Annotated in this window: 12 protein-coding genes and 2 riboswitches; of the genes, 7 read left to right on the top strand and 5 right to left on the bottom strand. The window is 28.2% G+C overall.

Going from position 1 to position 13203, the window contains the following annotated elements:
* The first annotated feature begins 288 nt into the window (after nucleotides 1-288).
* Complete coding sequence (locus KGF45_RS02835) at nucleotides 289-1740, top strand: alanine/glycine:cation symporter family protein (RefSeq protein WP_227828412.1); 1452 nt, start codon at nucleotides 289-291, stop codon at nucleotides 1738-1740.
* Between the two features lie 211 nt (nucleotides 1741-1951).
* On the opposite strand, the gene KGF45_RS02830 is transcribed toward KGF45_RS02835, so the two are convergent.
* On the bottom strand, nucleotides 1952-2380 hold the full coding sequence (locus tag KGF45_RS02830) for a hypothetical protein (protein WP_227828413.1): 429 nt from the start codon (nucleotides 2378-2380) through the stop codon (nucleotides 1952-1954).
* A gap of 280 nt (nucleotides 2381-2660) precedes the next feature.
* On the opposite strand from KGF45_RS02830, the gene KGF45_RS02825 reads away from it, so the two are divergent.
* Nucleotides 2661-3101: a hypothetical protein gene (locus tag KGF45_RS02825; RefSeq protein WP_227841776.1), complete on the top strand. Its 441-nt coding sequence runs from the start codon at nucleotides 2661-2663 to the stop codon at nucleotides 3099-3101.
* Between the two features lie 52 nt (nucleotides 3102-3153).
* Here KGF45_RS02825 and ribE read toward each other — a convergent pair whose 3' ends face one another.
* The 4 genes from ribE to ribD form a co-directional block, all read right to left on the bottom strand.
* On the bottom strand, nucleotides 3154-3615 hold the full coding sequence (ribE, locus tag KGF45_RS02820; RefSeq protein ID WP_227483246.1) for a 6,7-dimethyl-8-ribityllumazine synthase: 462 nt from the start codon (nucleotides 3613-3615) through the stop codon (nucleotides 3154-3156).
* A gap of 106 nt (nucleotides 3616-3721) precedes the next feature.
* On the bottom strand, nucleotides 3722-4915 hold the full coding sequence (locus KGF45_RS02815) for a bifunctional 3,4-dihydroxy-2-butanone-4-phosphate synthase/GTP cyclohydrolase II (RefSeq protein ID WP_227841775.1): 1194 nt from the start codon (nucleotides 4913-4915) through the stop codon (nucleotides 3722-3724).
* 22 nt (nucleotides 4916-4937) lie between these two features.
* Nucleotides 4938-5603, bottom strand: a complete 666-nt coding sequence (locus KGF45_RS02810; RefSeq protein ID WP_227841774.1) for a riboflavin synthase — start codon at nucleotides 5601-5603, stop codon at nucleotides 4938-4940.
* A gap of 31 nt (nucleotides 5604-5634) precedes the next feature.
* A complete protein-coding gene (ribD, locus tag KGF45_RS02805) occupies nucleotides 5635-6747 on the bottom strand; it encodes a bifunctional diaminohydroxyphosphoribosylaminopyrimidine deaminase/5-amino-6-(5-phosphoribosylamino)uracil reductase RibD (RefSeq protein ID WP_227841773.1) in 1113 nt (370 codons plus the stop codon).
* A gap of 137 nt (nucleotides 6748-6884) precedes the next feature.
* A riboswitch (FMN riboswitch) is annotated at nucleotides 6885-7006 on the bottom strand.
* 187 nt (nucleotides 7007-7193) lie between these two features.
* Between ribD and recQ the strand changes: the two genes are divergently transcribed.
* The 5 genes from recQ to KGF45_RS02780 all read left to right on the top strand — a co-directional run bounded on the left by recQ (nucleotide 7194) and on the right by KGF45_RS02780 (nucleotide 13193).
* Nucleotides 7194-9677, top strand: coding sequence for a DNA helicase RecQ (gene recQ, locus KGF45_RS02800; RefSeq protein WP_227841772.1), 2484 nt, complete (start codon nucleotides 7194-7196; stop codon nucleotides 9675-9677).
* Nucleotides 9678-9765: 88 nt separating this feature from the next.
* Nucleotides 9766-9877: riboswitch (TPP riboswitch) on the top strand.
* 142 nt (nucleotides 9878-10019) lie between these two features.
* Nucleotides 10020-11321 carry a phosphomethylpyrimidine synthase ThiC gene (thiC, locus tag KGF45_RS02795; protein ID WP_227433195.1) on the top strand — a complete coding sequence of 434 codons (1302 nt, stop codon included), beginning with the start codon at nucleotides 10020-10022 and terminating at the stop codon, nucleotides 11319-11321.
* A 48-nt stretch (nucleotides 11322-11369) separates the two neighbouring features.
* Nucleotides 11370-11564 carry a sulfur carrier protein ThiS gene (gene thiS, locus KGF45_RS02790; protein WP_227828419.1) on the top strand — a complete coding sequence of 65 codons (195 nt, stop codon included), beginning with the start codon at nucleotides 11370-11372 and terminating at the stop codon, nucleotides 11562-11564.
* The gene (thiF, locus tag KGF45_RS02785) at nucleotides 11557-12360 is read left to right on the top strand and encodes a sulfur carrier protein ThiS adenylyltransferase ThiF (protein ID WP_227841771.1); all 804 of its coding nucleotides are present in this window, start codon (nucleotides 11557-11559) and stop codon (nucleotides 12358-12360) included. Before thiS ends, thiF begins: the two co-directional genes overlap by 8 nt.
* A gap of 62 nt (nucleotides 12361-12422) precedes the next feature.
* Nucleotides 12423-13193 (top strand): thiazole synthase, encoded by a 771-nt coding sequence (locus tag KGF45_RS02780; RefSeq protein ID WP_227828421.1) that lies wholly within the window; start codon nucleotides 12423-12425, stop codon nucleotides 13191-13193.
* Nucleotides 13194-13203: the final 10 nt, after the last annotated feature.

The raw sequence follows: 13203 nt of genomic DNA, 5'->3' as shown, positions 1-13203 counted from the left end.
TACTTATAATATTAAACGACAAACGAAAAAATATACTCCAAAATTATAATTTATTGTATTTGATAAGCAATATAAAATATTAATTATATCTAAATTATAAAATTAATAGAATAAAGTTGAATTTAAAGATAAAACTGCAATTTATCAAACAAATTATTCATTTTAAACCTTGTAATTTAAATTTATAAATATTATAATTAAATTAATGAATTTTTCACAAGGAATTATGCATTTTTTTGATTTTAAGATTTATTGAGAAAACAATATTAACAGGGGGTAATTAATAAAATGGATTTTTTAAATGGTATTTTAACGGGCATTAACAATGCGGTAGTATTTGTAAACAATTACTTATGGTCTTATATTCTAATTATAATGTTAGTTGTAATTGGTATTTACTTTACTATTAAAACAAATTTTGTACAATTCAGATATTTTATAGAAATGTTTAGGCTTTTAGGTGATGGTGCAGCAAATAAAAATGCAAAAAAAGAAGGAAAAATATCTTCATTTCAAGCCTTTTGTATAAGTACATCTTCAAGAGTTGGTACTGGAAATATAGCAGGAATAGCAATTGCAGTAGTAGCAGGAGGTCCTGGTGCTGTATTTTGGATGTGGCTTATAGCATTAATTGGTTCTGCTTCAAGTTTTGTGGAGAGTACATTAGCTCAAATTTATAAAGTTAAGAATGGACCAGCTTTTAGAGGTGGACCAGCTTATTATATGGAACAAGGTTTAAATAAAAGATGGATGGGTGTTTTATTTTCAATACTTATAACTATCTGTTATGGATTTGTATTTAATGCAGTTCAAGCAAATACTGTTTCATTGGCATTTAATAATGCATTTGGTATAAGTAAAATGGCTATGGGAATAGGTCTTGGAATTTTAACAGCAATAGTTATTTTTGGTGGTGTTCATAGAATAGCAAAAGTTTCAGAAATAATAGTTCCTGTATTTGCAGGATTATACATATTAGTTGCTTTAGCTATAGTTGTAATGAATATAACAGAAATACCAGGAATTATATCATTAATAGTAGAAAGCGCATTTGATTTTAGAGGAATGGCAATTGGTACGTTTATGGGAGTTGTAATGACTGGAGTAAAAAGAGGCTTATTTTCTAATGAAGCAGGTATGGGTAGTGCGCCTAATGCTGCTGCAACAGCACATGTAACTCATCCTGTAAAACAAGGTTTAATCCAATCTCTAGGTGTTTTTACAGATACTATAATTATATGTAGTTGTACAGCATTCATGGTATTATTATATTCAGATTATGCTAGTAGTGGAGCAACAGGAATTGAATTAGCTCAAGAAGCTTTAACTCACCATATAGGACCAATAGGAAATATTTTTATAGCAGTTTGTATATTCTTATTTGCATTTAGTTCTATAGTAGGAAATTATTACTATGGAGAATCAAATATGGAGTTTATGAGTGGAAGTAAAACTAAACTTAATGTATTTAGAGTTTTTGTTGTAGGTATGGTTTTATTTGGTTCTCTTACTCAAGTAGAGGTAGTTTGGAATTTAGCAGATTTATTTATGGCACTGATGGCTATAATAAACTTAATAGCAATAACTCTTTTAGGTAAGTACGCATTTATTGCTTTAAAAGATTATACAAGTCAAAAAAAATCTGGAATAAAAGATCCTGTATTTATTGCAGATGAAATAGAAGGATTAGAAAATGTATCAGAGTGGCACAATGAATTATCTGATGAACGTTTAGGATAAAAAGTATTATAAAAATTATAAAGTAATTTTGATATATTAGAGTGTATTTAATTTATATGAATATAGTATTTTAGTTAACTTATATTACTGGAATTTTTAATTCCAGTAATATTTTTTTATCTCAAGTACTTTATATTTTATTAAAAGTTTTTAGTATTTAAATACAATTTAATTATTATAAATCCTATATTAAAACTTATATTTTTAAATACTACACAATCAAATCTTGTAAGTTATCTTCAAAGCTTTCTAAGTAATCACAAAATAATCTAAACTCTTCTATATTTTTGATTTCTTGTAAATTTCTTAAGTCTATCATCATATTGCTATATTTATGCAACATAAAACTCATATCATATATTTCACATTTAACAAATCCTTCTTGATAACTGTATTTATAAGGTTCATATTTTGAAAAATTTGATTCAAAGTATTTTATTTTAGCATAACATAATCTATGTATGTTGAATAAAAGAGCAAGCACAGATTCTTTAACTGCAAACTTGTGTGTGAAGTATTTTATAGTGTGGTATTTATCGTGTTTAAATTCCCAAATTAAATCTTCATTCAAAGTAAGAGAATATTTTTTTATAAGGTTACGTTTTTCTAGTGTTAAATTTTGTATTGAACTTGTTTTCATAATTCAGTCCCCCATAAATATTCAATAAACAACCATTAAATTATGGTGTTCATTTATAGTTTATTATTGCTTACTTAATTATATTGTATAATTAATCGAGAAAATAATAAAATAGATAATTAATATAACATTAATATATGCTATAAATAAAAACGATAGCTTTGATAGTAATATATGCGAATTTATGGTATTTTATATTTAGAGTTATATTTGTAGTTATTTTAGGCTTTTAAAAGTATTTCTAATTATTAACTTATATTTTAGGGGAGAGGGAGATAAATTGTTCAGTAAGAATGAGTATATTGTTGTAGTATGCCGTGACTGTTTTATGTTTTATCATAAAGATAATGATTTAAAGGATAGAATATCCTTTTCAATACAGCCTATACCAAATGTACCATTTTATCACTATCTATTTGAAGGTGATGTTGAAAACTATATTAGAAATGTACAAACCAAAGTTTCTATTAAGAAAGCAACTTTGTATGTATTAATCTCAGATGACGCATTAAGTATAGACATAAGAATATTACAAGAGTTTTTCACTCAATTAGGATGTAGAAAACTAATTTTTTCTAAACAAAATATTCTTTTAAGTAACTATGTAGAAAACTATGTTTCAATATCCTTTACTAATAGAGTTATTGCAGTTTCATATATAATCATGTTTAAAATTATTAAGTACCAAAAGACAAATATGCTTTGCCATCTTGGTACTTAATAGTATTTTATAGTCTCTATTTTAATTTCCACTATTTAATCAATAATAGTATTTAATCTAGAACCTTAAATAGGTTTGCCATTTCTAGTGCATTCATAGCACAATCATATCCTTTGTTTCCGGCTTTTGTGCCAGCTCTTTCAATAGCTTGTTCAATATTTTCTGTTGTTACTATTCCAAATATAACAGGTAATTCATTATCCAAAGATACTTTTGCAATGCCTTTAGATACTTCACTACATACATAATCATAATGAGAAGTAGCACCTCTTATAACACATCCTAAACATATTATAGCATCATACTTACCATTCTTAGACATTTTTTGAGCAACAAGAGGAATCTCAAAAGCTCCAGGTACCCAAACTACTTCTATATTTTCCTGAGTAACATCATGTCTTAAAAGGCAATCTTGAGCACCAGATAAAAGTTTTGATGTTATAAATTCATTAAAACGAGAGTTTATTATACCTATTTTTAAGTCTTTTCCAATAAGTTTTCCTTCATATATCATTTTTATTTCCTCCAATTTTATTTAGGTTATAAATTTATATTTTTAGTATGTATACATATTATTGTAATAAAAATTACTTAGTAGAATAAAAATTAAATACCATTAGCTATATAATATCTAATAGATGTCCCATTTTATCCTTCTTAGTTTTTAGATATAATTTATTAAAATCATTGATTTCTTCATTAATAGGAACTCTATGTTCAATCTTTATTCCATATTTTTCTAACTGGTTTATTTTGTTAGGGTTATTACTTAAAAGATTTATACTTTTTATATGTAAGTTTTTTAATATCTGAGCAGCTATATAAAAATCCCTCATATCTTCTTCAAATCCAAGCATTAAATTTGCTTCAACAGTATCATAACCTTCTTCTTGAAGCTTATAAGCTTTAATTTTATTTAAAAGGCCAATACCTCTACCTTCCTGTTTCATATAAATTAAAACACCACTCCCATTTTCTACAATTTTTTTCATAGAAGTTTCTAATTGTAGGCCACAATCACATTTTAAAGAATGAAATACATCACCTGTTAAACATTCAGAATGAAGTCTAACTAGTGTATTTTCTTCATTTACATTTCCGTAAGTAAGTGCAATGTGTTCTTCATTTGAATAAATATCTTTATATCCTATGATTTCAAAATTTCCATATTTTGTTGGAAGAAAAGCACTAGAAATTTTTTCTATAGTGGTTTCATTTCTTTTACGATATTCTATCAAGTCTTTTATAGTAATTATTTTTAAATTATGTTTTTCTTTAAATATCATTAAATCATCAACTCTTGCCATTGTACCATCATCTTTCATTATTTCGCAGATAAGACCAATTTCTTTAAATCCTGCAAGTCTAGCAAGGTCTACAGAAGCTTCTGTATGACCATCTCTAACTAGGACACCTCCAGTTTTTGCGATTAATGGGAATACATGTCCAGGCGTTTTAAAATCTTTACTTGTGGAACTTTCATTACAGAATAGTTTGACAGTCTCAGCTCTCTCATATGCAGATATACCTGTTAAAGTGTCTATGCCATCTATAGTGACAGTAAATGCCGTTTGAAATGTGTCTGTATTTTCTTTAACCATAAGAGGTATATTTAAACTTTTAAATTTTTCTTCAGTAGCAGGTAGACAAATAAGTCCTCTACCATATGTAGCCATAAAGTTTATTGTCTCAGCTGTAGCCATTTCAGCTGCCATCAATAAATCTCCTTCATTTTCTCTACTTTCATCATCAACTACGATTACCATTTTTCCATTTTTGATATCATTAATAGCTTCTTCAATAGTATTAAACATGTAATTCACTCCTTTATTATTTTTAAAAACCATTTTTAAATAAAAATTCTTTATCTATATTTGATTTATAGTTATTACTATTAGAATTTAATTCCTTGTAGTTTTTTACAAGAAAATTATTAACATACTTTCCAATTACATCACTTTCTAAATTGACAAAATCTCCAACATTCTTAGTTAAGAGAGTAGTGTTAAATTTAGTATGAGGTATAACAGAAACCTTAAATATTTCATCATCTAGATAAGCTATAGTTAGGCTTACACCATCAATAGCCACAGAGCCTTTGTGTATTATTGTTGATAAAAGTTCTTTGGATGATTGTATGCTTATTAAAACTGCATTTTCATCTTTTTCAAATTTACAAATAGTACCTTTACTATCAACATGACCTGTTACTATGTGTCCACTAAATCTAGAAGAAAGACTCATAGCTCTTTCGAGATTTACTTTATCATTTGGATTTAATGAACTTAAATTTGTGGAACGAACTGTTTCCATCATGACATCAGCAGTAAATTCATTTTTACCTAAACTTGAAACAGTTAAGCAAACTCCATTTACAGCAATACTATCTCCAAGATTTGTGCCATCTAGTATTTTATTTGATTGTATGGTGACTTTTCCACTTTTGCCATTAGCTGTGATTTTTCTAAGTATTCCAACTTCTTCTACTATGCCAGTAAACATTTTGACCTCCTAGACATGTATATTTATAAATTTAATTTAAAACATCAGACTCCACCAAAATATCTCCATCTATTAAAGTTACATTCTTAATTTCTAATTGTATAGCATCTGATAAGTAATTTATTCCCTCTCCAGAAACGAAAGTAGGAGCATCTTTTCCACCTATAATTTTAGGTGATAAAAATAATTTGACTTTATCAACTAAATTGTTTCTAAATAGACTGTCATTAAGTGTAGCACCACCTTCAACTAAAACAGAATCAATTTTTAATTCGCCTAATTTATACATTACAAATTCTAAATCTACCATATTATTTTTTTTAGGAGAAAGTACTACGTCAATATTATTTTTTATTAGAACTGATGATTTTTCACTATCTTCACAACATGTAAAAACTATAGTTTTACTGTTTTTATCTTTAACTAATTTGCTATCAACTGGCAATTTTAAATTTGTGTCTATTATTATTCTTACAGGGTGAGATACATTTTCCTGGTTAAGTCTGCAAGTTAGCAGCGGATTATCATTTAAAACTGTATTTATCCCAACCATTATACCTTGATATTTATTTCTATACTTATGACTTAGATATCTTGATGATTCATTAGATATCCATTTTGATTCTAGCGATTTTGTGGCAATCTTGCCATCTAAACTTATTGCTGATTTTACAATACAAAGAGGTTTTTTTGTTTTTATGTAGTAAAAAAATATTTCATTTAATTGTTTTGCTTCTTTTTCTAATACACCTACAGTAACATCAATGTTATTGTCCCTTAGTTTTTTTACTCCATTACCACAAACGATTGGATTTGGGTCTAATGTAGATATTACGACTCTCTTAATCTTATTTTGAATAATTTTATCTACACAAGGAGGTGTTTTGCCATAATGAGAACATGGTTCTAAATTTACATAAAGAGTAGTGTCTTTTAAACTTTGATTAGCACTATTTATAGCATTTATTTCAGCGTGATTAGAGCCAAATTTCTCATGATATCCTTTACCTATTATGTCGTTATCCTTAACAATTACACATCCCACTAATGGATTTGGATTTACAAAACCTTCTCCATTTTTGGCCAATTCAATAGCTTTTTTCATATAATAAATATCTTTTTCTTTTTGACTTATAAATTTCACAATATTTACACCTCCTATTTAAACTTAGATAATTTTCAAACAAAAAACCCTGAGAATTAACTCAGGGTCTAGAATAATCTACAATAAATATTGCATAAATGTATAGCAAAACTGCTCTACAAAAACACTTATTTAGCATATATCTTCTTCCATCCAGACTTTACTGTCGGCTTTGGAATTTAACCAAATCAACCAAGTTCTAACTCAGCTCGCGGGCTATACCGCCGATTGGGAATTTCACCCTACCCCGAAGATTAAGTATTAAATTTATATTTAGAATGTATCATAAATTATTTTACTTTGCAAACTATTTTTTAAAAAATATATGTTAATATATAATATATAACATCTAGAAACTTTGGAATAATGCGATTGTGAATATAAAAATAAAAATTTGAACATAATCAGAAAAGAAGTTTAATTAATTTGAATTGGGAGAGAAATATATGAACAAAAAACCTTTAGAAATATTATCAAAATACTATGGATATACAAGTTTTAGAAAAGGCCAAGAGTCCATAATAAATTCTATTTTGAATAAAAAAGATGTATTAGCTATAATGCCAACTGGAGGAGGAAAATCTATATGTTATCAACTTCCAGCATTGATATTAGATGGAATGACAGTAGTGATTTCACCACTTATATCTCTTATGAAAGACCAAGTAGACGCTTTAAAAGCCATGGGAATCGATGCTGCTTTTATAAATAGTTCATTGGGAAACAAAGAATTTAATGAAATATTAAGTAATATTAGAAAAAATACTTATAAAATACTTTATATTGCTCCAGAAAGATTAGATACTCAAGAATTTCTTGAACTAATAAATGATAATGACATAAGCCAAATTGCAATAGATGAAGCACATTGTGTATCTCAATGGGGACATGATTTTAGACTGAGCTATAGAAGGATTTCTACGTTTATCAATAGTTTGTCTAAAAGACCCATAGTCACAGCTTTTACAGCTACTGCATCAGAAGAGGTAAGAGCTGATATAATAAATTTATTGTGTTTAGAGAGTCCAGATTGTTACATAACAGGGTTTGATAGAGAAAACCTAGCAATAAATATAGTAAAATCATCTAGTAAAAATAAATATATTTTAGATTATATTCAAAATCATAAAAATGAGTCTGGAATTATATATACAGCTACTAGAAAAGAAGTTGAAAATATTTATAATGGCTTAGCAAAGAGAAATATATCTGTATCAAAATACCATGCAGGTTTATCTAAAAATGAAAGAAATAAGAATCAAGAAGATTTTATAAATGATAATATAGATATAATGATAGCAACAAATGCATTTGGAATGGGTATTGATAAGCCCAATATAAGATGGGTTATACACTATAATATGCCTCAAAGTGTAGAAAATTACTACCAAGAAATAGGGAGAGCTGGTAGGGATGGAGAAAAAAGTGAATGTATACTTTTATTTTCTCCAGGAGATGTACATATACAAAAATATTTAATAGATATTGGTGTTGAAAATCCTGAAAGAAAATTATTTCAACATAAAAAACTTCAGAATATGATTGATTTAGTCTATAGTAATTCTTGTTATAGAAAGACAATATTAAATTATTTTGGGGAAAATCATGTAGAAAATTGTAATAACTGTAGTAATTGTCTAGTGGAGGGGGAAATAGTAGATAAAACCATAGAAGCTCAAAAAGTTATTTCATGTGTAGCTAGAATGAAAAGAAGCTATGGTGTTACTACTATTGTAGATGTACTTAGAGGGTCTAAAAACAAAAAAATTTTACAACTTGGTTTAGATACTTTGTCTACATATAATATTATGAGAGATTATTCAAGTGAAGACTTGAAGAATTTTATAAATACATTAGTTTCTCATGGGTTTTTAGATTTAGTCGAAACTTTAGGTAGCGGAAACAGAGGAAGTTACCCAACTATAAGATTAAATGATATGTCTATGAAAGTTTTGAAGGGTGAGGCAAAGGTAGAATTTAAGGAAATTGTAATGACAAAATCCCTAGAAGTAGAAGATGAATTATATAATGCTTTAAGAGAGTTAAGACACTTAATTGCAAGTGAAGAAAAAATAGCTCCATATATGGTTTTTGGAGATGGAACACTTAGAGCTATGTCTAGTAGTTATCCAGTCAATAAAGAAGAAATGCTAAATATATCCGGAGTAGGAGAAATTAAATATCAAAAATATGGTGAAGATTTTGAAACACTAATCAAGGAATATGTCGAAAAAAATAATATAAATAAAAAAGATAAAGAAAAAAATATCGATTTAACGAATGATAATAGTGAATTTCTTGAAGTTAATACAGATAAAGCTTTATATGAAAGGCTAATAAATATTCGAGAAGAATATGCTAAAAAAGAAAAATTACTTCCATACATGATTTTAACTAATAAAGCTTTGAAAGAAATAAGTGGAAGATATCCCATTGATAAAGAACAATTAAAGGATATTTCAGGTATAGGTGAAGTAAAAATTGAAAAGTATGGGGCTAGTATTTTAGATGAAGTTAAACATTATGTAAAAGAAAATAGTATTGATGTTAATTGGGAGAAAAAGAAAAAAAGAAAATTGATACTAGATGGAGAAAGCAGAAAAAATAATGAAATAGCATTAGATTTACTAAATCAAGGGAAGGACATACAAAGTGTTAGCCAAGAAATAGAAGTATCCTTATCTACAGTTATTGGATATGTATATGATTATGTGAAAGATGGGCAGAGTATGTCATTTACATTGGATTTAGAAAGTTTTTATACTGAAGATGAAAAGAAAATGATTTTAGAAGTGTGTGAAAAAATAGGTTATGAAAATTTAAATAACATAAAAAGAAAACTTCCAGATTCAATAAAGTATGAAAATATAAGGGCTGTAATACTTAAAACTTATCTTGAAAATTCGAAAAAAGGTGTATCATTAGAGTAAAGTTAGGTGGATTAAAATATAAAATTTGTATTATTGTGTTGAACTAATATTTTTGCTGTGTTATACTGAATTTGTAAAAATGATAAAAATTTAGAGCTAGGGGCGCTAGAATTGGCTAGCTGAGAGATAAAGCCGTAACTTACAAACCCTAATAACCTGATCAAGATAATGCTTGCGAAGGGAAGCTTTGTAATATAATTTTGTTATATAAATAGATAAATTATTCTGTATAGTGAGAAATTTGTCTAAGTGTATATATGATTATAAGAGTGCTTTCCAAAACAAGGAAAAGCACTTTTTTTATTGTTAAAAACTATAACTTTAATCTTGGAGGAATGTAATATGAATTATACAACGCAAATGGATGCTGCTAGAAAAGGCATAATAACTAAAGAAATGGAAATCGTTTCTCAAAAGGAACAAGTAGATGTAAATGAATTAAGAGAATTAATAGCAAAGGGACAAGTTGTTATACCTGCTAACAAAAATCATAAATCCTTAAGTGCAGAAGGTGTAGGTAAAAATTTAAGAACAAAGATAAATGTAAACCTAGGAATTTCAAGAGATTGTAAGAATATAGAAAATGAACTTGAAAAAGTTAAAGTGGCAATAGACATGAAAGCTGAAGCAATAATGGATTTAAGTAACTATGGAAAAACTAGAGAATTTAGAGAAAAAGTTGTTGAAATGTCACCTGCAATGATAGGTTCGGTTCCTATGTATGATGCAGTAGGGTATTTAGAAAAAGAACTAAAGGATATAACAGAAGAAGAATTTTTAAATGTAATAAGACAACATGCTATTGACGGAGTTGATTTTATTACTATACATGCTGGTCTTACTAGAAGTGTTTGCCAAAAGATAAAAAATCATGAAAGATTGACTCATATAGTATCTCGAGGAGGTTCATTATTATTTGCTTGGATGGAGTTAAATAATAAAGAAAATCCTATTTATACTAATTTTGATAAGATTTTAGATATATGTGAAGAATATGATGTCACATTAAGTTTAGGAGATGCTTGCAGACCTGGTTGTATAAAAGATTCTACAGATGGTGTTCAGATTCAAGAACTTGTTGTATTAGGAGAGCTTACTAAAAGAGCATGGGAAAGAAATGTACAAGTCATGATAGAAGGCCCTGGTCATATGGCTATTGATGAAATAGAAGCAAATGTAGTGTTAGAAAAAAGACTATGTCATGGAGCGCCTTTTTATGTTCTTGGACCATTGGTTACGGATATAGCACCAGGTTATGACCATATAACTAGTGCAATAGGAGGAGCATTAGCATGTGCTAAAGGAGTAGATTTTTTATGCTACGTAACTCCAGCAGAACACTTAAGATTACCTAATTTAGATGATATGAAAGAAGGGATAATAGCTGCTAAAATAGCTGCTCATGCAGGAGATATAGCTAAGAATGTTAAAGGAGCTCGTGAGTGGGATAACAAAATGAGTAAAGCTAGAGCAGATTTAGACTGGTGTGAAATGTTTAGACTTGCAATAGACCCTGAAAAGGCTAAAAGATATAGAGATGAGTCAACTCCTACTCATGAAGATAGTTGTACTATGTGTGGAAAAATGTGTTCAATGAGAACAGTTAAGAAAATATTAAACAATGAGGAACTTAATTTAATATAATTTGTACTGAAGATTGGTTGAATAAAGTCAAAAGGAGGAGGTGAGTTAGTGAAGGTTAATGGCAAGAATATTGAATTCAAAGAAAATTTAACTGTTATAGATTTGTTGAATAAATATAACTTAAAGAGTGATAGAGTTGTAGTTGAGATAAATCTAGAAATAGTTGAAGAATCTAATTACAATACATATATATTAAAAGATGAAGATGTTGTAGAACTTATTGGCTTTATTGGAGGTGGTTAAAATAAAAATCTTTGTAAATGAAATATTAACAGATGTTGAAGAAAATACAACTGCCTATAAAGTTAGAGATAATTATAATCACAAATGTGATGTATTGGTGTTGAATGGATATTCAATTAAAGCTGACATTCCACTTTCTGAAAATGATAAATTAACACTTATACAAAAAGGGGTTAAGCCTTCTTTTGATGAGCTAGAAAGCTTGTTGATAGCTAGGCATACTCCAAATGTGCATAATAAATTAAAAAAAGGAAGAGTTGCTATATTGGGACTAGGTGGACTTGGATCCAATATAGCTATCTCTTTAGCTCGAATTGGAGTTGGAGAACTTCTACTTATAGATTATGATGTTGTAGAGCCATCTAACTTAAATAGACAGCAATACTTTATAGACGATATAGGAAAACTAAAAACAGATGCTATGGTTGAAAATATAACAAAAATTAATCCATTTGTAAAATTAAAAACGCAAAATGTTTTTTTAAATAAATACAATATGGATGTACTTAAAGAGGCAGATTTGATAATTGAAGCTTTCGATGATGCTTCATGTAAAGCACAAGTTTGTAATTATACCTTACTAAACTTGAAAGATAAATATTTGATAGCATCATCAGGTATGGCAGGTTATTATGATTCAAATATAATAACTACTAAGAAAATAAGAGATAGATTTTATATATGTGGAGATTTTGTAAATGAAGCTAAATTTGGAGAAGGACTTATGGCACCAAGAGTAGCTATTTGCGCAAATCATATGGCAAATTTGGCAACACAAATACTTATAGATATGTAAATGCGTGAGTCACAAAATAAAAAGATTGAAAATTGAAAAAGTTAAGACTGGGAGGAAAGAAAATGGATAAATTAGTACTTGGAGGACATGAATTTAATAGTAGATTATTGGTTGGAACAGGTAAATATGGCTCAAATGATATATTGCCTAAAGTAATCAAAGAAAGTGGAAGCGAAATAATAACAATGGCACTTAGAAGAGTAGATTTAGATAATAAACAAGAAAATATCTTAACATATATTCCAAAAGAAATGACTATACTTCCAAATACATCAGGAGCTACTAATGCAGAAGAAGCTGTAAGAATAGCTAGAATATCTAGAAAAATGGGTTGTGGAGACTTTATAAAAATAGAAGTAATATCAGATACTAGATACTTACTTCCTGATAATGAAGAAACTATAAAAGCTACAAAAATACTTGCTGATGAGGGATTTATAGTACTTCCATATATGACACCAGACCTTTATGCTGGAAGAAGACTTATAGAAGCTAAAGCAGCAGCGGTTATGCCTCTTGGTGCTCCAATTGGTTCAAATAGAGGTCTTCAAATGAAAGAAATGATAAAAATAATGATAGATGAATTAGATATACCAATAATAGTTGATGCAGGTATTGGTAAACCATCTCAAGCTATGGAAGCTATGGAAATGGGAGCTGATGCAGTACTTGTTAATACTGCTATAGCTTCAGCAGGTGACCCGGTGCAAATGGCTAGAGCATTTAAGTTAGCTGTAGAAGGTGGACGAGAAGCTTATATAGCAAAAGCAGGAAGTGTATCAGAATTTGCAAACGCATCTTCTCCTTTAACAGGTTTTTTAGGCAATTTATAGAAAGTGGTGA

The sequence above is a fragment of the Clostridioides sp. ZZV14-6154 genome, from assembly GCF_020657785.1.
Taxonomy (GTDB): domain Bacteria; phylum Bacillota; class Clostridia; order Peptostreptococcales; family Peptostreptococcaceae; genus Clostridioides.
Note: the sequence above shows the minus strand (reverse complement) of the source record. Positions and strands in the feature narration are given on the sequence as shown.